Source organism: Streptomyces sp. P17 (assembly GCF_032436805.1).
Taxonomy (GTDB): Bacteria; Actinomycetota; Actinomycetes; order Streptomycetales; family Streptomycetaceae; genus Streptomyces.
Genome location: NZ_JAVRBF010000002.1, coordinates 188487 through 208769, shown reverse-complemented (window position 1 = coordinate 208769; position 20283 = coordinate 188487). Strand labels below are relative to the sequence as shown.

The 20283-nt window shown below is 71.6% G+C and carries 20 protein-coding genes and 2 pseudogenes; 16 read left to right on the top strand and 6 right to left on the bottom strand.

Translation table 11 applies throughout. From position 1 onward, the window contains the following. The first annotated feature begins 154 nt into the window (after positions 1 to 154). The 7 genes from RMT89_RS02160 to RMT89_RS02130 all read left to right on the top strand — a co-directional run bounded on the left by RMT89_RS02160 (position 155) and on the right by RMT89_RS02130 (position 5282). Entirely contained in the window at positions 155 to 991 is an 837-nt protein-coding gene (locus RMT89_RS02160; RefSeq protein WP_315882163.1) for a RodZ domain-containing protein, read from the top strand. Positions 992 to 1077: 86 nt separating this feature from the next. Then, a complete protein-coding gene (gene rimO, locus RMT89_RS02155; RefSeq protein ID WP_315882162.1) occupies positions 1078 to 2544 on the top strand; it encodes a 30S ribosomal protein S12 methylthiotransferase RimO in 1467 nt (488 codons plus the stop codon). Beyond that, on the top strand, positions 2541 to 3254 hold the full coding sequence (gene pgsA, locus RMT89_RS02150) for a CDP-diacylglycerol--glycerol-3-phosphate 3-phosphatidyltransferase (protein WP_315882161.1): 714 nt from the start codon (positions 2541 to 2543) through the stop codon (positions 3252 to 3254). The genes rimO and pgsA overlap by 4 nt, the downstream gene beginning before the upstream one ends. Then, entirely contained in the window at positions 3251 to 3796 is a 546-nt protein-coding gene (locus RMT89_RS02145; RefSeq protein ID WP_315882160.1) for a CinA family protein, read from the top strand. The genes pgsA and RMT89_RS02145 overlap by 4 nt, the downstream gene beginning before the upstream one ends. Before the next feature lie 109 nt (positions 3797 to 3905). Continuing rightward, positions 3906 to 4286: a helix-turn-helix domain-containing protein gene (locus RMT89_RS02140; protein ID WP_015657463.1), complete on the top strand. Its 381-nt coding sequence runs from the start codon at positions 3906 to 3908 to the stop codon at positions 4284 to 4286. 159 nt (positions 4287 to 4445) lie between these two features. Then, positions 4446 to 4916 carry a DNA starvation/stationary phase protection protein gene (locus tag RMT89_RS02135; RefSeq protein WP_315882159.1) on the top strand — a complete coding sequence of 157 codons (471 nt, stop codon included), beginning with the start codon at positions 4446 to 4448 and terminating at the stop codon, positions 4914 to 4916. A 90-nt stretch (positions 4917 to 5006) separates the two neighbouring features. Next, a complete protein-coding gene (locus tag RMT89_RS02130; RefSeq protein WP_315882158.1) occupies positions 5007 to 5282 on the top strand; it encodes a hypothetical protein in 276 nt (91 codons plus the stop codon). Here the strand turns inward: RMT89_RS02130 and RMT89_RS02125 are convergent. The 3 genes from RMT89_RS02125 to RMT89_RS02115 form a co-directional block, all read right to left on the bottom strand. After that, positions 5230 to 5994: an SDR family NAD(P)-dependent oxidoreductase gene (locus RMT89_RS02125; RefSeq protein WP_315882157.1), complete on the bottom strand. Its 765-nt coding sequence runs from the start codon at positions 5992 to 5994 to the stop codon at positions 5230 to 5232. The genes RMT89_RS02130 and RMT89_RS02125 overlap by 53 nt on opposite strands. 66 nt (positions 5995 to 6060) lie before the next feature. Next, positions 6061 to 6894: a DNA-formamidopyrimidine glycosylase family protein gene (locus RMT89_RS02120; RefSeq protein WP_315882156.1), complete on the bottom strand. Its 834-nt coding sequence runs from the start codon at positions 6892 to 6894 to the stop codon at positions 6061 to 6063. Positions 6895 to 7010: 116 nt separating this feature from the next. Continuing rightward, the gene (locus RMT89_RS02115; RefSeq protein ID WP_315882155.1) at positions 7011 to 11828 is read right to left on the bottom strand and encodes an ATP-dependent helicase; all 4818 of its coding nucleotides are present in this window, start codon (positions 11826 to 11828) and stop codon (positions 7011 to 7013) included. Between the two features lie 82 nt (positions 11829 to 11910). Here RMT89_RS02115 and RMT89_RS02110 point away from each other — a divergent pair, with 82 nt between their 5' ends. Genes RMT89_RS02110 through RMT89_RS02100 form a run of 3 tightly spaced genes read left to right on the top strand, consistent with a single transcriptional unit; the run spans position 11911 to position 13801 of the window. After that, positions 11911 to 12867: an AraC family transcriptional regulator gene (locus tag RMT89_RS02110; protein WP_315882154.1), complete on the top strand. Its 957-nt coding sequence runs from the start codon at positions 11911 to 11913 to the stop codon at positions 12865 to 12867. Further along, positions 12774 to 13496 (top strand): AzlC family ABC transporter permease, encoded by a 723-nt coding sequence (locus RMT89_RS02105; RefSeq protein WP_315882153.1) that lies wholly within the window; start codon positions 12774 to 12776, stop codon positions 13494 to 13496. The genes RMT89_RS02110 and RMT89_RS02105 overlap by 94 nt, the downstream gene beginning before the upstream one ends. Further along, positions 13493 to 13801 (top strand): AzlD domain-containing protein, encoded by a 309-nt coding sequence (locus tag RMT89_RS02100; protein ID WP_315882152.1) that lies wholly within the window; start codon positions 13493 to 13495, stop codon positions 13799 to 13801. The genes RMT89_RS02105 and RMT89_RS02100 overlap by 4 nt, the downstream gene beginning before the upstream one ends. Positions 13802 to 13805: 4 nt before the next feature. Here RMT89_RS02100 and RMT89_RS02095 read toward each other — a convergent pair whose 3' ends face one another. Beyond that, positions 13806 to 14750, bottom strand: coding sequence for a hypothetical protein (locus RMT89_RS02095; protein ID WP_315882151.1), 945 nt, complete (start codon positions 14748 to 14750; stop codon positions 13806 to 13808). 80 nt (positions 14751 to 14830) lie between these two features. On the opposite strand from RMT89_RS02095, the gene RMT89_RS02090 reads away from it, so the two are divergent. Together RMT89_RS02090 and RMT89_RS02085 are read left to right on the top strand one after the other, a co-directional pair. After that, complete coding sequence (locus RMT89_RS02090; protein WP_315882150.1) at positions 14831 to 15028, top strand: DUF3046 domain-containing protein; 198 nt, start codon at positions 14831 to 14833, stop codon at positions 15026 to 15028. Positions 15029 to 15088: 60 nt separating this feature from the next. Continuing rightward, the gene (locus RMT89_RS02085; RefSeq protein ID WP_315882149.1) at positions 15089 to 16339 is read left to right on the top strand and encodes an AI-2E family transporter; all 1251 of its coding nucleotides are present in this window, start codon (positions 15089 to 15091) and stop codon (positions 16337 to 16339) included. A gap of 4 nt (positions 16340 to 16343) precedes the next feature. On the opposite strand, the gene RMT89_RS02080 is transcribed toward RMT89_RS02085, so the two are convergent. Next, positions 16344 to 16916, bottom strand: coding sequence for a GNAT family N-acetyltransferase (locus RMT89_RS02080; protein ID WP_315882148.1), 573 nt, complete (start codon positions 16914 to 16916; stop codon positions 16344 to 16346). Beyond that, positions 16913 to 17344: a class I SAM-dependent methyltransferase gene (locus RMT89_RS02075; protein ID WP_315882147.1), complete on the bottom strand. Its 432-nt coding sequence runs from the start codon at positions 17342 to 17344 to the stop codon at positions 16913 to 16915. Before RMT89_RS02075 ends, RMT89_RS02080 begins: the two co-directional genes overlap by 4 nt. Positions 17345 to 17368: 24 nt before the next feature. Here RMT89_RS02075 and RMT89_RS02070 point away from each other — a divergent pair. From RMT89_RS02070 to RMT89_RS02055, 4 genes and pseudogenes are all read left to right on the top strand, one after another. Then, a pseudogene (locus RMT89_RS02070) lies at positions 17369 to 17467 on the top strand (VOC family protein); the annotation flags it as partial. A gap of 243 nt (positions 17468 to 17710) precedes the next feature. Next, entirely contained in the window at positions 17711 to 18838 is a 1128-nt protein-coding gene (gene recA / locus RMT89_RS02065; protein ID WP_315882146.1) for a recombinase RecA, read from the top strand. 3 nt (positions 18839 to 18841) lie between these two features. After that, positions 18842 to 19738: a recombination regulator RecX gene (gene recX / locus RMT89_RS02060; RefSeq protein WP_315882145.1), complete on the top strand. Its 897-nt coding sequence runs from the start codon at positions 18842 to 18844 to the stop codon at positions 19736 to 19738. A 25-nt stretch (positions 19739 to 19763) separates the two neighbouring features. Then, positions 19764 to 20267 (top strand): annotated as a pseudogene (locus RMT89_RS02055) (sugar ABC transporter substrate-binding protein); the annotation flags it as partial. Positions 20268 to 20283 lie beyond the last annotated feature (16 nt).

Genomic DNA, 20283 nt, shown 5'->3' with positions numbered 1-20283 from the left:
AAGTTGAGGGAAGCGAAAGGCTGCTGTCCCACCATCGGTGTGCCGGGCCATACCGATGGCGTACAAAGTCCCGCCGCCCGGTTGCCCCACCCTTTCGCACCCCCCCTAGACTGAACCTCCAGCACAGGTGGCTACACGCTCGAAAGGCGCCCCCGTGTCCATCGGCAACTCCCCTGAAGACGAGCGTCCGTTCGAAGACGTTTCCGACGAAGCCCGCATCTCCGTCGGCCGTGCCCTCCAGCAGGCGCGTATCGCTGCCGGGCTGACCGTCGACGACGTCAGCAACGCCACCCGGGTCCGCCTGCCCATCGTGCACGCCATCGAGGCGGACGACTTCGGCCCGTGCGGCGGAGACGTGTACGCCCGGGGTCACATCCGGACCCTGGCCAAGGCCGTCGGCATCGATCCGGCCCCGCTGCTCGCCCAGTACGACGCGGACCACGGCGGGCGCCCGGCGCCGACCCCCGCGGCCCCGCTCTTCGAGGCGGAACGCATCCGGCCGGAGCGGCGTGGGCCGAACTGGACCGCGGCCATGGTCGCCGCGATCGTCGCCGTGATCGGCTTCGTCGGGTTCACCGCGTTCAAGGGTGACGACGAGGGCGGCTCCGTGTCGGTCGCCGAGGGCGCCACGCCCTCGACCAGCAAGCCCGCCACGTCCAAGCCCAAGACCGAGAAGCCCGAGGACCCGAAGCCGGACCCGTCCGACAGTGCGATTGCGGCCGCGCCCCAGGACAAGGTGACGGTCCAGGTCAGCGCCGCCGACGGCAAGAGCTGGATCTCCGCCAAGGACCACAACGGCCGACTGCTCTTCGACGGCCTGCTCCAGCAGGGCGAGTCCAAGACCTTCCAGGACAGCGACAAGATCAACCTCGTGCTCGGCGACGCGGGCGCGATCCAGCTCTACGTCAACGGCAAGAAGATCGACGACGACTGGCAGCCGGGGGCCGTGGAGCGCCTGACATACACGAAGGGCGACCCTGAGGTCGGCTGAGACGGGTTCATGTCACAACGGGGTTGGCCAAGATCGGCCAACCCCGTCGGCGTTCGGTGTCAGTCGGACAAAGTAGTCTTGAGCCCATGCCTGAACGCCGTACCGTCGCACTCGTCACTCTTGGCTGCGCCCGCAACGAGGTGGACTCGGAGGAGCTCGCAGGCCGCTTGGAGGCGGACGGCTGGGATCTCGTGGAGGACGCCTCCGACGCGGATGTCGCCGTCGTCAACACCTGTGGCTTCGTCGACGCCGCCAAGAAGGACTCCGTGGACGCCCTGCTGGAGGCCAATGACCTCAAGGGTCATGGGAGAACCCAGGCGGTGGTGGCGGTCGGCTGCATGGCGGAGCGGTACGGCAAGGAGCTCGCCGAGGCCCTTCCCGAGGCCGACGGCGTGCTCGGCTTCGACGACTACTCGGATATCTCCGACCGGCTTCAGACCATCCTGAACGGCGGTATCCACGCCTCGCACACCCCGCGCGACCGGCGCAAGCTGCTGCCGATCAGCCCTGCCGAGCGGCAGGAGTCCGCCGCGGGGGTCGCGCTGCCCGGGCACGCGCCCGTGGATCTTCCGGAGGGCCTCGCGCCCGCTTCCGGCCCCCGTGCGCCCCTGCGCCGCCGGCTGGACGGTGCCCCCGTCGCCTCGGTGAAGCTCGCCTCCGGCTGCGACCGGCGCTGCTCCTTCTGCGCCATCCCGTCCTTCCGCGGCTCCTTCATCTCGCGCCGCCCCAGCGACGTACTGAACGAGACACGCTGGCTGGCCGAGCAGGGCGTCAAGGAGATCATGCTGGTCTCCGAGAACAACACCTCCTACGGCAAGGACCTCGGCGACATCCGTCTGCTGGAGTCCCTGCTGCCCGAGCTGGCCGAGGTCGACGGCGTCGAGCGGGTGCGGGTCAGCTACCTCCAGCCGGCCGAGATGCGCCCCGGGCTGATCGACGTCCTCACGTCCACGCCCAAGATCGCGCCCTACTTCGACCTCTCCTTCCAGCACTCCGCGCCCGACGTGCTGCGCGCGATGCGCCGCTTCGGCGACACCGACCGCTTCCTGGAGCTGCTCGACACCATCCGGAGCAAGGCTCCGCAGGCGGGCGTGCGCTCCAACTTCATCGTGGGCTTCCCCGGCGAGTCCGAGGCCGACCTGGCCGAGCTGGAGCGTTTCCTCAATGGCGCACGGCTGGACGCCATCGGCGTCTTCGGCTACTCCGACGAGGAGGGCACCGAAGCGGCGACGTACGAGAACAAGCTCGACGTGGACGTCGTCGCCGACCGGCTGGCACGTGTCTCCCGGCTGGCCGAGCAGCTGGTCTCGCAGCGGGCCGAGGAGCGGCTGGGCGAGACCGTGCAGGTGCTCGTGGAGTCCGTGGACGAGGAGGGCGTCCACGGCCGCGGTGCGCACCAGGCGCCGGAAACCGACGGCCAGGTGCTTCTCACGAGCGGCGCGGGCCTGAGTATCGGTCGTATGGTCGAGGCGAAGGTGGTCGGCACCGAGGGTGTCGACCTCGTGGCCGAGCCGCTTCAGGGCTCGTTCGTACCCGAGGAGGCGGCCAGATGACCGGAGTCCCGGCATCCGCCGCAGGCGGCCCCTCCAAGGCGACGCCGGTGGCTGCGGCCTCCGGTGAACCCGGGGGCGCGAAGCCCGCGCGGGGCGGGAAGATCGCGGCGGCGGCCGTCAACCAGGCCAGCGTCTGGAACGTCGCCAACCTCCTGACCATGCTCCGGCTGCTCCTCGTGCCCGCGTTCGTCGCGCTGATGCTGGCCGACGGCGGCTATGACCCGGCGTGGCGCTCGCTCGCCTGGGCGGCCTTCGCCATCGCCATGATCACCGACCTGTTCGACGGTCATCTGGCCCGGACGTACAACCTGGTCACCGACTTCGGGAAGATCGCCGACCCCATCGCCGACAAGGCGATCATGGGGGCGGCGCTGATCTGTCTGTCCGCACTCGGCGATCTGCCGTGGTGGGTGACCGCGGTGATCCTCGGCCGGGAACTCGGCATCACCCTGCTGCGTTTTCTTGTCATCCGGTACGGCGTCATCCCGGCGAGCCGTGGCGGCAAGCTCAAGACGCTCACCCAGGGCGTGGCCGTCGGGATGTACATCCTGGCGCTGACGGGGTGGCTGGCCACTCTGCGGTTCTGGGTGATGGGTGCGGCGGTGGTCCTGACCGTGGTGACCGGGCTCGACTATGTAAGACAGGCCATTGTGCTGCGCAGGCAGGGAATCGCCGAGCGCAAGGCAGCGTTGGAGGAGACGGAAGCGTGAATTCCCCCGCCGCCGACGTGGTGCGACTACTGACAGTGAGGGGCGAGACCCTTGCCGTCGCGGAATCGCTCACCGGTGGCCTTGTTGCGGCGGAAATCACAGCGGCCCCCGGGGCGTCCAAGGCCTTCCGGGGCTCGGTGACCGCCTACGCCACCGAGCTCAAGCACCGGATGCTCGGTGTCGACGCCGGCCTGCTGGAGCGGCGCGGAGCGGTGGACCCACAGGTCGCGGCCCAGATGGCGGCCGGAGTGCGAAAGGCTCTGGGAGCCGACTGGGGCATCGCGACGACCGGGGTCGCGGGCCCCGAGGAGCAGGACGGGCAGCCCGTAGGAACCGTCTTCGTGGCCGTGGACGGCCCCTGGGCCACGCATTCCGGATCGGCCGGTGGCGGGAAAGTGTCTTCGCTGCGGTTGAACGGCGACCGGGCGGAAATTCGTATGGAGAGTGTACGGAGCGTACTCGCGTTGCTCCTTCAGCAGCTTGCGAGCGAACAGACCGAGAATGAGCGGGCACAGGATACGGAACAGAACGGGGGGTTTTGATGTTTGCAGCCCTGAGTGAACACGACATCGCTCCCCGCACGGCCGCAGCGCGAGGCGGTACGGTGGGGCGTGAAGGATGCGGCTACGCGGTCCGAGGAGGGAGCCACCGATGATTCTGCTCCGTCGCCTGCTGGGTGACGTGCTGCGTCGGCAGCGCCAGCGCCAGGGCCGTACTCTGCGCGAAGTCTCCTCGTCCGCCCGAGTCTCACTCGGCTATCTCTCCGAGGTGGAGCGGGGGCAGAAGGAGGCTTCCTCCGAGCTGCTCTCCGCCATCTGCGACGCGCTGGACGTACGGATGTCCGAGCTCATGCGGGAAGTGAGCGACGAGCTCGCCCTCGCCGAGCTGGCCCAGTCTGCTGCGGCCACCCCCAGCGAACCCGTGCCCACATCGGTCCGACCGATGCTGGGTTCCGTTTCGGTGACCGGTGTGCCACCGGAACGGGTGACGATCAAGGCGCCCGCGGAAGCTGTGGACGTGGTCGCCGCGTGAGTCCCACGCGCATGGGGCGCATGAGCTGATCATGCGCTGAGGAAGTGTGCGAAGCCCCGGCCGGGGCCTTTCCAGATGAACTGGAGAGGCGACGGCCGGGGCTTTCGTGCATGGTGGAGGGCGTGGACTCGGGGCCGGCACACCGATCGGAGCATGTGGATGTACGTCGTGAAGAGCCCGTTGTCCGACGCCGACCTGAAGACCGTGTCCGAGGCGCTGCAGGGCGCTCTCGTCGATCTCGTGGACCTCGGTCTGGTGGCGAAGCAGATCCACTGGAATGTGATCGGACCGCGGTTCCGTTCCGTGCATCTCCAGCTCGACGAGGTGGTGGACACCGCGCGGACGCACTCCGACACGGTCGCGGAGCGCGCCTCGGCCCTCGGTGTCCCACCCGACGGGCGCGCCGCGACGGTGGCCGCGGGCAGCGGCATCGGCTCTGTGCCCGACGGCTGGGTCAAGGATGTGGACGCGGTGGGGACGCTGGTGAAGGCGCTCGGTGCGGTGATCGTCCGGATGCGGGAACGGGTCGGGGCGACCGGCGAGGCGGACCCCGTCAGCCAGGACATCTTCATCACCATCACGGCGGACCTGGAGAAACACCATTGGATGTTCCAGGCCGAGAACGGATGACGCTGCTTCCGTGTGCCGCCGGCGCGCCCTCCCGGTGGGTGCGGGTGGTGATCTAGCTTCGGGCTGTTCGGCGGGCTGGAGGTGGCGGTCATGGCGGGGATAGTGCGCTGGGGGGTGGCGCTCGGGCTCGGGGCGCTGTGGTGGTGGGCCGTGCTGCGACTCGCCCTGGCGCCGGACGCCGGAGCGGTCGAGGGCGCGATCGCCGCCGGGGGGTGGGGGCTGAGTCTGCTGCCGGTGCACTGTGTGCCGAAGTCGCGGGCCGCGGGCGCGCTGGCCACGGGGCGGTGGGTGCAGGCGTGGCGGGCGGCCGGGGTCACCACGGCATCGCCACACCCCCGTTCGGACGCAGGATCTGACCCGTCGTGAAGGCCGAGGCGTCCGAGGCCAGATACAGCACCGCGTGAGCGACGTCCTCCGGTTCGCCGACGCGGCCCAGGGGCGCCATACGCGTCATGAGCGCCTCCGTGTGCGCCTGTGCCTCGTCGTCGTGACGGCCCGTCATGGGCGTGCGGATCCAGCCCGGCGCCACGGCGTTGACCCGGATGCCGTGCCGGCCCACCTCGGCCGCGAGCGTCTTCGTCAGCTGGACGACGGCCGCCTTGGCCGCGCCGTAGCAGAGCAGTCCGGGGCCGCCGGTGTCGACTGCGCCCGAGGCCATGGTGACGATGCTGCCCCGCACGCGCCGGGAGAGCATGAGGAGGGCGGCCTCCTGGCAGGCGTAGAGGACACCCTTGAAGTTGACGCTCAGGACGCGATCGAGGTCCTCGTCCGTTGTCTCCAGGACCGGGCTGCTGTGCATGATGCCGGCGACCGCGGCCAGCACGTCCAGGCGCTCACAGGATTCGACGGCCTGTTTGAGCTGAGCGCGGTCCGTGACATCCAGGGGGTGGGTGTGGGCCGTGCCGCCCCGGTCCTTGATCAGCGTCGCCGTCTCGTGCAGGCCCTGCGGGTCGCGGTCCGCGCAGTGCACGGTGGCGCCGGCTTCCGCGAGCAGGAGCGCCGAGGCGCGGCCGATGCCGCTCGCGGCGCCGGTGACGAAGGCGGTGCGTCCGGAGAGGTCGTACGCGCTGACGGCCATGAAGGGACGGTACGAGGGTTTCTGACGGGCCGTCAATCGGTGTTTCCGACTGTTTCTGACGTACCGTCAATTGGTGGTACGGCGGTGATGTCCCGGTGTCGGGGCCGGGCCGGTCTGGCAGCTCGGGCACCAGTAGGTGGGGCGTTCGCGGGAGCCGTCGCCCTGGTTGGCGGAACGGATCGAGGTGCCGCAGCGCAGACAGGGGCGGGGTGCACGGCCGTAGACGAAGAGGTCCTGGCCGCGGCGGCCGCTCGTGCCCGTCGTGTTGCGGACCGGGCGGTCACGGTTGGCCTCCAGGAGCTTCCTGGCGAGGGCGGGGAGTTTCGCCGCACGGTCGGGCGGGAGAGCGCCGACCGGGAGCCAGGGGGTGGTGCCGAGGAGGAAGCAGAGCTCGCTCTTGTAGATGTTGCCGATGCCGGCGAGGTTGCGCTGGTCGAGGAGGGCCTCGCCGAGAGGGCGGGCGGGGTCCGCGAGGAGGTTGGCCAGGGCCTGGTCGGGATCCCAGTCCGGGCCCAGGAGGTCGGGGCCGAGGTGGCCCACGGCCCGGGATTCGTCGATGGTGCGGAGCAGTTCGAGGACCGGGAGGCGGTAGCCGACGGCGGTGCGGTCGGCGGTGGCGAGGACCGCGCGGATCTGGTGGGTGGGGCCGCCGGTCCAGCGCTGACGGTCGGCGTACACCTTCCAGGAACCGTCCATGCCGAGGTGCGAGTGCAGGGTCAGGCCGCCCTCCACCCGGGTGAGGAGGTGCTTGCCGCGCGGGGTGACGTCCAGGACGGTGCGGTCGGTGAGGTCGACCGTGGCGTACTTGGGCACCCTGAAGTCGCTGCGGGTCAGCACCTTGCCCGCGAGGGCTGCGTGCAGGCGCCGTGCCGCCTGCCAGACCGTGTCACCTTCGGGCATGGGTCAAGGGTGGCATGCGGCCTGGGCGTGCGGATCAGACGCATGCGCGTGGGCTGGGGTGCGGCCCGCTCGGTCACGAGGGGGCGATGAGGCTGTCATGGTCTTCGTGGACTCGATCACGCGCGCAGGCGCAGGCCTCGGGGCGTGGCGATGAAACCTGCTCCTTCCAGGAGGGCGCCGAGGGGGGACGTCAGGGCCGAGGCGCCGTTGACGCGTTCGACGGTGACCGTGCCCAGGGAGCCCGCGCGGGCTGCCGCGGCCAGGGCGTCGGCGGCCGCTTGGAGGCGGGGGTCGTCCGTCGGCGATTCGTCCGGGGCGGCGGGCCAGGCCAGCAGGGTCTTGCCGCCGCGCTCCATGTAGAGGGTCAGCTCGCCGTCGACCAGGACCACGAGCGAGCCTGCTTTGCGACCCGGTTTGTGTCCGGCGCCGGTGGGGGGTTCGGGCCAGGGGAGGGCGGCGCCGTACGCGTTCGCCGGGTCGGCGGCGGCGAGGACTACGGCACGGGAGTCGGGGGTCGTGCGGCGGCGGTTCGGGGGCGGGGGGAAGTCGCGGGGGGAGATGTACTCGTCCGGCCTGGTGGGGGTGTGGGGGGTGCCGTCGTCGAAGTGTTCGGCGAAACCGTGGTCTGTGAAGGGGTCGGTCGGGAAGGCGTCCGTCGGGAAGGGCGCGGCCGGTGCCGGCATGGTCTCGCCCCGGTCGCGGGCGTTCGACACCGCGCGCAGGCGGTCCACCGCGCCGTCCATCGCGAACTGTGCGGCGCCGAGGCCCTCCACCACATAGCCGCGTCGGGCCTGACCGCTCTCCTCGAAGACGGACAGGATGCGGTACGTCGCCGAGAAGCCGCCCTCGACGCCCTCCGCGGAGACCGCGCCCCGGGTCACCACGCCGTGCCGGTCGAGGAGGGTACGGGCCAGGGCATGTGCGCGGACGGTCGTGTCGGGTTCGTGGGCGGGGAGCAGGGACCAGCGCCCGGCGACGGTGGGCGGGCCCGAGCGGGAGGCGGGGCGGGCCGCGGCTGTGAGCGAGCCGTAGCGCCCGCGCGGGATCGTGCGCTTGGCGCGGTGGGCCGTGGAGCCCGCGGTGCGGCCCGAGCCCAGCAGCGAGCGCATCGGGGCCAGCGTGTCGTTCGTCAACCGGCCCGACCAGGCCAGGTCCCAGATGGCGTCGGCGAGTTGGGGGTCGGTGGCGTCGGGGTGGGTGGTGGCGCGGACCTGGTCGGCGATTTGCCGGAAGAACAGGCCGTAGCCCCCGGACAGCGCGTCCAGGACGGACTGGTGGAGCGCGGTCAGCTCCAGGGGGTGGGGCGCGGACAGCAGCAGAGGAGCCGCGTCCGCCAAGTACAGGGAGACCCAGCCGTCCTTGCCGGGCAGGGCACCCGCGCCCGCCCACACCACCTCTCCGGCGGCGGTCAGTTCGTCGAGCATCCCGGGCGTGTAGTTCGCGACCCGGGACGGCAGGACCAGCTTCTCCAGGGCGGAGGCGGGCACTGACGCGCCCTGCAACTGCTCGATGGCGCGCACCAGTCCGTCGATGCCGCGCAGCCCGTGCCCCTTGCCGATGTGCTGCCACTGCGGGAGGAACTGGGCGAGCGCGGCCGGGGCAACGGGCTCCAGCTCGTGCCGCAGAGCGGCCAGGGAGCGGCGCCTGAGGCGACGCAGCACCGACGCGTCGCACCACTCCTGGCCGATCCCGGCCGGATGGAACTCGCCCTGGACGACCCTCCCCGCCGCCGCGAGCCGCTGGAGGGCGCCCTCGGTGACAGCCACGCCCAGGCCGAAGCGGGCCGCCGCGGAGACCGAGGTGAACGGGCCATGGGTGCGGGCGTAGCGGGCGAGGAGGTCGCCGAGCGGGTCCTTCACCGGTTCCGTGAAGGCCTCCGGGACGCCGACCGGCAGTGCGGTGCCCAGGGCGTCGCGCAGCCGGCCCGCGTCCTCGATCGCCGCCCAGTGGTCGGCACCGGCGACACGGACCTTGATCGCTCGGCGGGCTCCGGCGAGCTCCTGCGCCCACTCGGGTTCCGCGCCCCGCTCGGCCAGTTCTGCGTCCGTGAGCGGGCCGAGGAGGCGCAGGAGGTCCGCGACACTCTCGGCGTCCTTGGCGCGGCGGTCCTCGGTGAGCCACTGGAGTTCCCGCTCCAGCTCGGTCAGCACCTCCGCGTCGAGCAGTTCGCGCAGCTCCGCCTGGCCGAGCAGCTCGGCCAGCAGCCGGGAGTCGAGGGAGAGGGCGGCGGCGCGGCGCTCGGCGAGCGGGGAGTCCCCCTCGTACAGGAACTGGGCGACGTAGCCGAAGAGGAGGGAGCGCGCGAAGGGGGAGGGCTCGGGGGTGGTGACCTCGACCAGGCGCACCTTGCGGGACTCCAGGTCGCCCATCAGCTCGGTGAGGCCGGGGACGTCGAAGACGTCCTGGAGGCATTCGCGGACCGCTTCCAGGACGATCGGGAACGAACCGAACTCGCTGGCCACCTGGAGCAGTTGGGCCGCGCGCTGGCGCTGCTGCCACAGCGGGGTGCGCTTGCCGGGGTTGCGGCGCGGCAGGAGGAGGGCGCGCGCGGCGCACTCCCGGAAGCGGGAGGCGAACAGCGCCGAGCCGCCGACCTGGTCGGTGACGATCTGATCGACGTCGCCCTTGTCGAAGACGACATCCGCGGCGCCGACGGGGGCCTGGTCGGCGTCGAACTCCGTGCCCGCCTTCATGGGCTCCTGGTCGAGCAGGTCCAGGCCCATCAGGTCGGCGTCCGGGAGGCGCAGCACGATGCCGTCGTCGGCGTGCATCACCTGGGCGTCCATGCCGTACCGCTCGGAGAGCTTGGCGCCGAGCGCCAGGGCCCAGGGGGCGTGCACCTGGGCGCCGAAGGGGGAGTGCACGACGACCCGCCAGTCGCCGAGCTCGTCGCGGAAGCGCTCGACGACGATGGTGCGGTCGTCGGGGATGTGGCCGCAGGCCTCGCGCTGTTCGTCCAGGTAGGACAGGACATTGTCGGCGGCCCAGGCGTCCAGGCCCGCCGCGAGGAGGCGCAGCCGGGCGTCCTCCTTGGTGAGCGAGCCGACCTCGCGCAGGAACGCGCCCACCGCGCGGCCCAGTTCGAGCGGGCGGCCCAGTTGGTCGCCCTTCCAGAAGGGGAGCCGGCCGGGAACGCCCGGCGCGGGCGAGACCAGGACACGGTCACGGGTGATGTCCTCTATGCGCCAGGAGCTGGTGCCGAGCGTGAAGACATCGCCAACGCGTGACTCGTAGACCATCTCCTCGTCGAGCTCGCCGACCCGGCCGCCGCCCTTCTTGGGGTCGGATCCGGCGAGGAACACCCCGAACAGACCGCGGTCGGGGATGGTGCCGCCGGAGGTGACGGCGAGGCGCTGGGCGCCGGGGCGGCCGGTGATGGTGCCGGCGACCCGGTCCCACACCACGCGCGGGCGCAGTTCGGCGAAGGCGTCCGAGGGGTAGCGCCCGGCGAGCATGTCGAGGACGGCCGTGAACGCGGACTCGGGCAGCGAGGCGAAGGGGGCGGCCCTGCGGACCATCGCGAGGAGGTCGTCGAACTGCCAGGTGTCCATCGACGTCATGGCGACGAGCTGCTGCGCCAGCACATCCAGGGGGTTGGCCGGGACGCGGAGCGACTCGATCGAGCCGGTGAGCATCCGCTCGGTGACCACGGCCGCCTGGACCAGGTCGCCGCGGTACTTCGGGAAGACCACACCGGTCGAGACCGCGCCCACCTGGTGTCCCGCGCGGCCCACGCGCTGGAGGCCCGAGGCCACGGAGGGCGGGGACTCCACCTGGACGACCAGATCGACCGCGCCCATGTCGATGCCCAGTTCAAGGCTGGAGGTGGCCACGACGGCGGGGAGCCGGCCCGCCTTGAGGTCCTCCTCGACAAGGGAGCGCTGCTCCTTGGAGACCGAGCCGTGATGGGCGCGGGCGATGACGGGCGGGGCGCCCTGGGCGGCCCCGGAGCCGCCCATCAGCTCGGCGGGGGCGTGGTGCTCGTCCAGGGGCTCGCCTGTGGCCCGCTCGTACGCGATCTCGTTCAGGCGGTTGCACAGGCGCTCCGCCAGGCGGCGGGAGTTGGCGAACACGATGGTGGAGCGGTGGGACTGGACGAGGTCGGCGATGCGCTCCTCGACATGCGGCCAGATCGACGGGCGTTCCCCGCCCTCAGTGCCGTCGGCCACCGGGGAGCCGCCCAGCTCGCCCAGGTCCTCGACAGGGACGACCACGGAGAGGTCGAACTCCTTGCCCGACTTCGGCTGGACGGTCTCCACCTTGCGGCGCGGGGAGAGATAGCGGGCGACCTCGTCGACCGGCCGGACCGTGGCGGACAGGCCGATACGGCGGGCGGGCCTCGGCAGCAGTTCGTCCAGGCGCTCCAGGGAGAGCGCGAGATGGGCGCCGCGCTTGGTGCCCGCGACCGCGTGCACCTCGTCCAGGATCACCGTCTCGATACCGGTCAGTGCCTCGCGGGTGGCCGAGGTCAGCATCAGGAACAGGGACTCGGGGGTGGTGATCAGGATGTCCGGGGGACGGGTGGACAGGGCGCGGCGCTCGGCCGCGGGGGTGTCGCCGGAGCGGATGCCGACCTTGACCTCCGGCTCGGGCAGGCCCAGGCGCACGGACTCCTGGCGGATGCCGGTGAGCGGACTGCGCAGGTTGCGCTCGACGTCCACCGCCAGGGCCTTCAGCGGGGAGACGTACAGCACGCGGCAGCGCTTCTTGGGGTCGGCGGGCGGGGGTGTCGAGGCCAGCTGGTCCAGGGCGGCGAGGAACGCGGCCAGCGTCTTGCCCGACCCGGTGGGGGCCACCACCAGGACGTCCGAGCCCTCGCCGATGGCCTGCCACGCGCCCGCCTGGGCCGCGGTGGGCGCGGAGAAGGCCCCCGTGAACCAGCCGCGGGTGGCGGGGGAGAAGCCGTCCAGAGCTCGATGCGCGGAGCTGACCATGCGTCCATCCTGCACCCGGCCACTGACAATCACGCTGACCTGCGGGAACGTGATCCGTGGCGGGTGCGGTGAGAATGGGGGCATGGCGGGATCGAGCGAGCGGGCGCGGCACTGGCAGTACGCCGAGCTGCCCGGTGTGGACCTGCTGCGGGCCCGGTACATCCGCAAGACGTTCGTCCGGCACACCCACGAGCACTTCGTGATCGCCGCCATCGCCGACGGGGTCGAGGTCTTCCACCATCGCGGCTCCGACCAGTACGCGGGCGCCGGAGCGCTGGCGCTGGTCAACCCCGACACCCCGCACACGGGGCGGGCCGGGGTACCGGAGGGCTGGAGGTACGGGGCGGTGTACCCGTCGCCCGAGCTCGTGGCGGAGATCGCGGCCGAGACCACGGCGATCCGCGGCACCCCCGGCTTCGTCTCCCCGGTCCTCGACGACCCCTACGCCGTGTCCCTGGTCCATCAGGTGCTGCGCGCCGCCGACGAGAGGAACGCCCTGGCCGCCGACACACTCCTCCGGGTCGCCGTGACCCGGCTGCTGCGGCTGAACGGCGGTGCGCTGCCACAGCGCGAGGTGCGCACGGCGGGAGCCAGAATCGCGGCACGCGCGCGTGGCGTGCTCCAGGAACGGATGGCCGAGCCGCCGACCCTGGAGAAGCTCGCCGGTGAACTGAAGACCAGCCCGTTCGCGCTGCTGCGCGCGTTCCGGGACGCCTACGGGATGCCACCGCACACCTGGCTCACGGACGCCCGGGTACGGCAGGCGCGCCGGCTGCTGGACACGGGCGTGGCGCCCGCCGAGGCCGCCGTCGCGGTGGGCTTCGCCGACCAACCGCATCTGAACCGGCACTTCACCCGGATCGTGGGCGTACCCCCGGGCGCCTACCAGCGCGAGCGCAAGAACGTACAAGACCCGCAGGGGCGGCTGCTCCTACCGTCCGAGGCGTGGCAGACACAACACTCACAGACATACGGGACGGCGGAGCCAAGCCGGACGCCGCCGTCGTACGGGACGGGCTCGGGGTCGGAGTCGCCGTAGGGCTGTCCGGGTTCGCGTTCGGGGTGACCTCGGCGGGCAGCGGGCTCACGCTCTTGCAGACCTGTGCGCTCAGCCTTCTGGTGTTCACCGGTGCGTCCCAGTTCGCCCTCGTCGGGGCGCTGGCGGCGGGCGGCGGGCCGGTCGCGGCGGCCGCGGGGGCCTTCTTCCTCGGGGTGCGCAACGCCTTCTACGGGCTGCGTCTGTCGCAGGTGCTCGCCCTCCCGCGCGCGGTGCGGCCGTTCGCCGCCCAATGGGTCATCGACGAGACGGCCGCCGTCGCGCTGGCGCAGCCCACCCGGCGCGCCGCGCGGATCGGGTTCGTCGTGACCGGGCTCAGCCTGTACGCGCTGTGGAACCTCACCACCCTGGCCGGGGCGCTCGGCGCCGAGGCCATCGGGGACACCGACGCGTGGGGCCTCGACGCGGCCGGGCCCGCCGTGTTCCTGGCGCTGCTCGCGCCGATGCTGACGAGCACCACCGAGCGCGCCGTCGCCGGAGCCGCGGTCGTGCTGGGGCTCGGGCTGCTGCCCGTCCTGCCCGCCGGCGTGCCCGTGCTGGTGGCCGCGCTCGCGGCACCAGCCGTGCTGTGGGCCCAGGGGCGGCGCGAGGCGAGCAAGGGGGAGCGTTGAACATCTGGACCGCCATCGCGCTGACCGTCGTCGGCTGCTATGCCGTCAAACTCGCCGGGCTCCTGGTGCCCGCGGGGGTCCTGGAGCGGCCCCTCGTCAGGCGGCTCGCCGCGCTGCTGCCCGTCGCGCTCCTCGCCGCCCTCACGGCCCAGCAGACCTTCGCCGACGGGCGGACGCTGGTGCTGGACGCGAGGGCGGCCGGGCTCGCTGCGGCGGCCGTGGCGTTGGTGCTGCGGGCACCGTTCCTGGTGGTCGTGGGGGCGGCTGTGGTGGTTACGGCAGGGGTACGGGCGTTGGGGATGTGAGGGCTCATCCGATGGCCCGGCCGTACGCCCGCAGCGTGCGCAGTGCCTCGATCGTCACCAGGGGGCGCGCCTCCAGAACGGGGGCCGGAGCCCATCGGCGCCAGCGGACGGGCCAGCCGCCGTCCTCCTGCTGCTCGGCGGCGAGGAAGTCCAGCGAGCGGGCCATCTCGTCATCGGTGAACCACGCGCGGGCCAGCGAACGCGGAGTCTTCGCGTAGTCGTGCGGGAAGTGGTGCTCGGCGGGGGCGTAGCCGGGGGCCACCGGGTAGGCGGTGAGGATGTCCGGGTCCAGGGCCGCGAGCCGGTGTTCGCGCACCAGGCGGCCGAGCCGGTCCGCGGCTTCCTCCGCGCGCGGGCGGTCGGGCGTGGAGTCCAGGAAGGCGACCGCGGCCTCGATCTCGTACGGATGGGATTTCTCCAGGGACTCCGCCGCCTGCCAGCAGAAGTCCGTCGCCCGGAACAGCCAGGCGTGCCACACCTCGTTGCGGTGCAACACCCCCACCACCGGTCCGGTGGCCAGGAGCTCGCTCGGCGGGTCGTCCACGATCGGGACGAACGGCGCCGCCGGGTAGCCGCGCTGGCTGGGATGGACCGTCGGCAGGGCACCCTCCGCGGTGGAGACCGAAGTCAGATAGCGGCACACGCGCTCCACGCGCTGTCCGCCACAGCGTCCGACCGCGTCCAGCACATGCAGCGCGTGCGCGGTGTGCAGCGGCTGGCTGACCGGGCCGCGCAGATCGGGTTCCAGCGCGTGACCGTAACCGCCGTCGTCATTGCGGTAGGCGTCCAGCGCCGTCTCCACCGGATCGGCGGCGCCGTGCAGGAAGTGGTGCGCGAACAGGCGCTGCTCCAGCACGCGCGCGGTGAGCCACACGAACTGCTCGGCGCGGAAGAGCGGGGAGTGCGCCGGGGGCGTCGGGGGGAGTGGGGAAGCTCCGGTTTCGGCCATGCGTCAGACCGTAGGCCGGAACGCGGCCCCGGCGAGGGGTCCCGGCTCGGGCCCACCCTCAGGGGCGGGATACTGATGGCATGAGGTTGACGGTCTTCTGGGAGCGGATGGCGGAGCACTTCGGCACGTCGGGATACGCCGAGACCTTCGCGCGTGATCACGTGATGTCGGAGCTCGGCGGGCGCACCGTGCACGAGGCGCTGGAGGCCGGCTGGGAGGCCAAGGACGTGTGGCGGATCGTCTGCCACGTCATGAACGTGCCACAGGAACAGCGCTGACACGTCACGAAGATCGCAGGACGGCATCCGATTGTCGGTGGCGTGGGCGAGACTTGCTCCGTGGCACCCACTGACGACACCGGGCAGCTGGCCCAGCACGCCTCTCCCTTCGGTACGACGCCGCCGACCCGGCCCCCGGCCGACGGCGCCGCCGCGCAGCCGAATGCGCGCATGCCGCGCTGGCTGCCGCGCGCCATGGTGCTCGCGCTCGCGCTCGTCGGTGCGTTCCAGCTCGGCAGCTGGGCCTTCCACCAGCTCACCGGGCTGCTGATCAACATCCTGATCGCCTTCTTCCTGGCCCTGGCCATCGAGCCCGCGGTGAGCTGGATGGCCGCCCGAGGGATGCGCCGGGGGCTGGCCACCGCGCTGGTGTTCCTCGCCGTGATGGTGGTGTCCGCCGGCTTCGTCACGCTGCTCGGCTCGATGCTCGCGGGCCAGATCATCACGATGGTCGAGGGATTCCCGGACTACCTCGACTCCGTGATCAACTGGATCAACACCCACTTCCAGACCGACCTGAAGCGGGTGGACATCCAGGAGGGCCTGCTGCGCTCCGACTGGCTGCGCAACTACGTGCAGAACAGCGCGACCGGCGTCCTCGATGTGTCCGCCCAGGTCATCGGCGGTCTGTTCCAACTGCTGACGATCACGCTGTTCTCGTTCTACTTCGCCGCGGACGGCCCGCGACTGCGCCGCGCCCTGTGCTCCGTGCTGCCGCCCGCCAGGCAGGCCGAGGTGCTGCGCGCGTGGGAGATCGCGGTGAACAAGACCGGCGGCTATCTGTACTCACGCGGACTGATGGCGCTGATCTCCGGGATGGCCCACTTCGTCCTGCTGGAGTCCCTGGACGTGCCGTACGCGCCCGTGCTGGCCGTCTGGGTGGGCCTGGTCTCGCAGTTCATCCCCACCATCGGTACGTATCTCGCGGGCGCCCTGCCCATGCTGATCGCCTTCACGGTCAATCCCTGGTACGCGCTGTGGGTGCTGATCTTCGTCGTGATCTACCAGCAGTTCGAGAACTATGTGCTCCAGCCCAAGCTGACGGCGAAGACCGTCGATGTGCACCCCGCGGTCGCCTTCGGTTCCGTCGTCGCCGGCACCGCCCTCCTGGGAGCGGTGGGCGCGCTGATCGCGATCCCGGCGGTCGCCACGCTCCAGGCCTTCCTGGGGGCGTATGTGAAGCGGTACGACGTCACCGACGACCCCCGTGTGCACGGGCACCGGGGACAGGGACCGGGTCTGCTCACGCGCGCGCGTCGGATATGGGCCCGGCGGCCGGGAGAAGCCACTCCGAAGACCGACAAGGGCTGATCTCTCAGCGCAGGTCGAGCCGCATCAGGATGCGGGGGTGACCGGCCAGCACCGAGGTGGTGTCGGCGGCGTGGACGAATCCGGCCCGCTCGAAGTTCTTGCGCAGACCGGCGTACGCCATCGTCAGGTCGACCTTGGCTTCGCCGTTGTCGAGGGGGTAGGCCTCGACGACCGGTGCGCCGTGCGCGCGGGCGAACTCCACCGCGCCCTCGATGAGGGCGTGTGAGATTCCCTGCTTGCGATGGCCGGGGCGGACCCGGATGCACCACAGCGACCAGACCGGCAGATCGTCGACGTGCGGGATCTTGCGGTTGCGGGCGAAGGAGCTCTCCGCGCGCGGGGCCACGGCGGCCCACCCGACCGGCTCGTCGCCGTCGTTGGCGATCACCCCGGGAGGCGGGTCGGCCCGGCACAGCTCGGCGACGTACTCACCCCGGGCCGGACCGCGCAGCTCGTTGTTGAGCTTGGACGGGATCCGGTAGCTCAGACACCAGCAGACGTTGGCTCCGGGCGACTTCGGGCCGAGCACGGCCCTGACGTCCTCGAAGACCGACGCGGGGCGAACCTCGATGGTCATGCCTGCACGATAGAACCAGATGGTTCCGCGATGCCGACGATGTTCGCGCCCAGGGGCCGGACGCGGACCGTCCACCCCAGGGCCGTGAGGTCCTCCGTGAGGGTCCGGGCGTCGTGGAAGACCTTCACGATCCGGTACCGGCCGCCGTCCCCGAGCCGGCGCAGCACGGTGGGAACAGGTCCCTCCGTGAGGCCCTCCTCGGCCGCTGCCGCGACCGGGCCGTCGTCGACGAAGACCGCCCTGCCGCCCGGCGCGAGCATGGCGGCGACGCCGTTCCAGAAGCCGGACAGCCGTGTCGGCGGGACATGGGAGAGCCAGAAGGCGAAGAACACCGTGTCGTAGCGGCGCGCGGGCCGGCAGCGGAACACATCGGCCTGCACGAAGCGGACGTGGGGCATGGGGGCACGCGCGCGGGCGATGTCCAGCACCTCGGGGGCCGCGTCGACGGCCGTCTCGTCGGCAAGATCGTGCGGTACGAGGACGTCTACCGGCTCTGTTACGTGCGCGGCCCCGAGGGCATCGTCGTCGGACTGGCCGAGCAGATCGGCTGAAGCACCCACCCGTGGACGCCCCCACCCCCCCGTCCGACGCTCGCGTGGTGCGCTTGACACAAAAATCGAACATCCATTCTTATGGAATCTCCGGCGGGGCTCTCGGCGGGTGGTTTGCCCTGGTTCAGACAGGGAAGTGCCCGAGTTATCCACAGGCCGGACGGGCGTCGGGGCGCATTGTCAGTGGCAGGCGTTAGCGTCTTTGACGTGAAGCGATCGACTCAAGCAAATCGGGTGGAACCCATGGCAGGAACCGACCGCGAGAAGGCCCTGGACGCCGCGCTCGCACAGATTGAACGGCAATTCGGCAAGGGCGCGGTCATGCGCCTGGGCGAGCGGCCGAACGAGCCCATCGAGGTCATCCCCACCGGGTCGACCGCGCTCGATGTGGCGCTCGGCGTCGGCGGCCTGCCGCGCGGTCGCGTCGTCGAGGTGTACGGACCGGAGTCCTCCGGTAAGACGACCCTGACCCTGCACGCGGTGGCGAACGCCCAGAAGGCGGGCGGCCAGGTCGCCTTCGTGGACGCGGAGCACGCCCTCGACCCCGAGTACGCGAAGAAGCTCGGCGTCGACATCGACAACCTGATCCTCTCCCAGCCGGACAACGGCGAGCAGGCCCTGGAGATCGTGGACATGCTGGTCCGCTCCGGCGCCCTCGACCTCATCGTCATCGACTCCGTCGCGGCGCTCGTCCCGCGCGCGGAGATCGAGGGCGAGATGGGCGACAGCCACGTCGGTCTGCAGGCCCGTCTGATGAGCCAGGCGCTGCGGAAGATCACCAGTGCGCTCAACCAGTCGAAGACCACCGCGATCTTCATCAACCAGCTCCGCGAGAAGATCGGCGTGATGTTCGGCTCCCCGGAGACCACGACCGGTGGCCGGGCGCTGAAGTTCTACGCCTCGGTGCGTATCGACATCCGTCGCATCGAGACCCTGAAGGACGGCACCGAGGCGGTCGGCAACCGCACCCGCTGCAAGGTCGTCAAGAACAAGGTCGCGCCGCCCTTCAAGCAGGCCGAGTTCGACATCCTCTACGGCCAGGGCATCAGCCGCGAGGGCGGCCTGATCGACATGGGCGTGGAGCACGGCTTCGTCCGCAAGGCCGGCGCCTGGTACACGTACGAGGGCGACCAGCTCGGTCAGGGCAAGGAGAACGCGCGCAACTTCCTGAAGGACAACCCCGACCTGGCCAACGAGATCGAGAAGAAGATCAAGGAGAAGCTGGGCGTCGGCGTGCGTCCGGAGGAGCCGGCCGCCGAGCCGGGTGCGGACGCCGCGGGTGCCGCCGCCGCGGACGACGCGGCCCAGACGGTACCCGCTCCGGCCGCGGCCAAGGCTGCCAAGACCAAGGCCGCCGCCGCCAAGAGCTGACCCGTGACGCGACGAACCGACTGGGCCGAGCACGTCTACCCGGACCCGCCGCGTGAGCGGGACGGGACAGGCGTGGGAGGTTCCGCCGGGATGGACGGTGGCGAGTACGACGACGGGCATGGCGTGGGCGGGCCGTACGGCGAAGACGCGCGGGGCGCGGACCGGCCGTACGGCGAAGACGGCGCCCTTGGCATGGACGGACCGTACGGCGGCGGGCACCGGGCAGACGGAGGCCCGGCGTCGGAGGCCGATGAGCTCGCCGGCGGTGCGCGCCGGAGAGCCGGCGGGGCTCGTGGCGCGGGCGGCGCCCGAGGGCGTCGTCGGCGCGGTCGCGAGGAGCCGTCCGGTGAGGACGGAGGCACCTCTGCCTCGTCGAGGGCCGAGAAGGGGGAGCCCCCGAGGGACCCGGTGGAGCGGGCACGGGCGATCTGCCTGCGCCTGCTCACCGGGACTCCACGCACCCGCAAGCAGCTCGCCGACGCCCTGCGCAAGCGGGAGATCCCGGACGAGGCCGCGGAGGAGGTGCTGTCGCGGTTCGAGGAGGTCGGACTGATCAACGACGGTGCGTTCGCGGACGCCTGGGTGGAGTCCCGGCACCACGGGCGAGGACTGGCCCGGCGGGCGCTCGCCCAGGAGTTGCGGACCAAGGGCGTCGACTCCTCGCTGATCGACGCGGCCGTCGGTCAGCTCGACTCCGAGCAGGAGGAGGCGACCGCGCGCGAACTCGTCGACCGCAAGCTCCGGTCCACCCGAGGTCTCGACCGCGACAAGCGCCTGCGCCGTCTCGCCGGAATGCTGGCCCGCAAGGGGTATCCCGAGGGGATGGCATTGCGGGTGGTCCGGCAGGCGTTGGAAGCGGAGGGGGAGGAGACGGAGTTTCTGGAGGGCGAGGGGTTCTGACGCAGGGCGTGAGCTGCCCCGCCGGATGCATCCGGCGCAGCATTGCCTTGCGTTCCCGGGAGGGCTGAGCGGGCTCCCGGTGGCTGTGCCGTCTGCCGTCATCGCGCGGACGTTCGAGCCTGTGGGCTTCCAGGTCTGTGGCCCCCACCGACGAGTTGACCCTGACGACTCCCGCACGGACCCGCAATCCGGGCGTTCCGAAAGGCAGCCCGCGATGCATTGTTCCGTCCGCCGCCGAAGAACGCTGACCGTGCCGGTGCTCGCCGGAAGCCTCATCCTCAGTGGTTGTGAGGTTCTGGGACCGGATACCGAGGACCGGGTCGCCGGCCCCCTCACGCTCGGGTTCGTCAACGGCGGCACCTCGCCGTTCCACACCTGCCTGGAGGCGGGCGTCGACGACACGGCGCGGAACAACCTCGCCGAGCTCCACCTCGCCAACCCCCGCCAGGACGCGGGGACCGAGCTGGCCCACATCGAGGACATGATCGCCCGGGAGGTGGACGCGATCACCGTGCAGACGGTGGACGTCGACGCCCTCCGGGCCG

What these genes read in the sequence shown, in the direction of transcription:
- RMT89_RS02080 (WP_315882148.1), bottom strand. Translation starts at nt 16,916, where the DNA reads ATGACCATCGAGGTTCGCCCCGCGTCGGTCTTCGAGGACGTCAGGGCC.
- RMT89_RS02120 (WP_315882156.1), bottom strand. Translation starts at nt 6,894, where the DNA reads ATGCCCGAAGGTGACACGGTCTGGCAGGCGGCACGGCGCCTGCACGCA.
- RMT89_RS02135 (WP_315882159.1), top strand. Translation starts at nt 4,446, where the DNA reads ATGTACGTCGTGAAGAGCCCGTTGTCCGACGCCGACCTGAAGACCGTG.
- RMT89_RS02090 (WP_315882150.1), top strand. Translation starts at nt 14,831, where the DNA reads ATGAGGTTGACGGTCTTCTGGGAGCGGATGGCGGAGCACTTCGGCACG.
- RMT89_RS02140 (WP_015657463.1), top strand. Translation starts at nt 3,906, where the DNA reads ATGATTCTGCTCCGTCGCCTGCTGGGTGACGTGCTGCGTCGGCAGCGC.
- RMT89_RS02115 (WP_315882155.1), bottom strand. Translation starts at nt 11,828, where the DNA reads ATGGTCAGCTCCGCGCATCGAGCTCTGGACGGCTTCTCCCCCGCCACC.
- RMT89_RS02095 (WP_315882151.1), bottom strand. Translation starts at nt 14,750, where the DNA reads ATGGCCGAAACCGGAGCTTCCCCACTCCCCCCGACGCCCCCGGCGCAC.
- RMT89_RS02110 (WP_315882154.1), top strand. Translation starts at nt 11,911, where the DNA reads ATGGCGGGATCGAGCGAGCGGGCGCGGCACTGGCAGTACGCCGAGCTG.
- rimO (WP_315882162.1), top strand. Translation starts at nt 1,078, where the DNA reads ATGCCTGAACGCCGTACCGTCGCACTCGTCACTCTTGGCTGCGCCCGC.
- pgsA (WP_315882161.1), top strand. Translation starts at nt 2,541, where the DNA reads ATGACCGGAGTCCCGGCATCCGCCGCAGGCGGCCCCTCCAAGGCGACG.
- RMT89_RS02125 (WP_315882157.1), bottom strand. Translation starts at nt 5,994, where the DNA reads ATGGCCGTCAGCGCGTACGACCTCTCCGGACGCACCGCCTTCGTCACC.
- recA (WP_315882146.1), top strand. Translation starts at nt 17,711, where the DNA reads ATGGCAGGAACCGACCGCGAGAAGGCCCTGGACGCCGCGCTCGCACAG.
- RMT89_RS02130 (WP_315882158.1), top strand. Translation starts at nt 5,007, where the DNA reads ATGGCGGGGATAGTGCGCTGGGGGGTGGCGCTCGGGCTCGGGGCGCTG.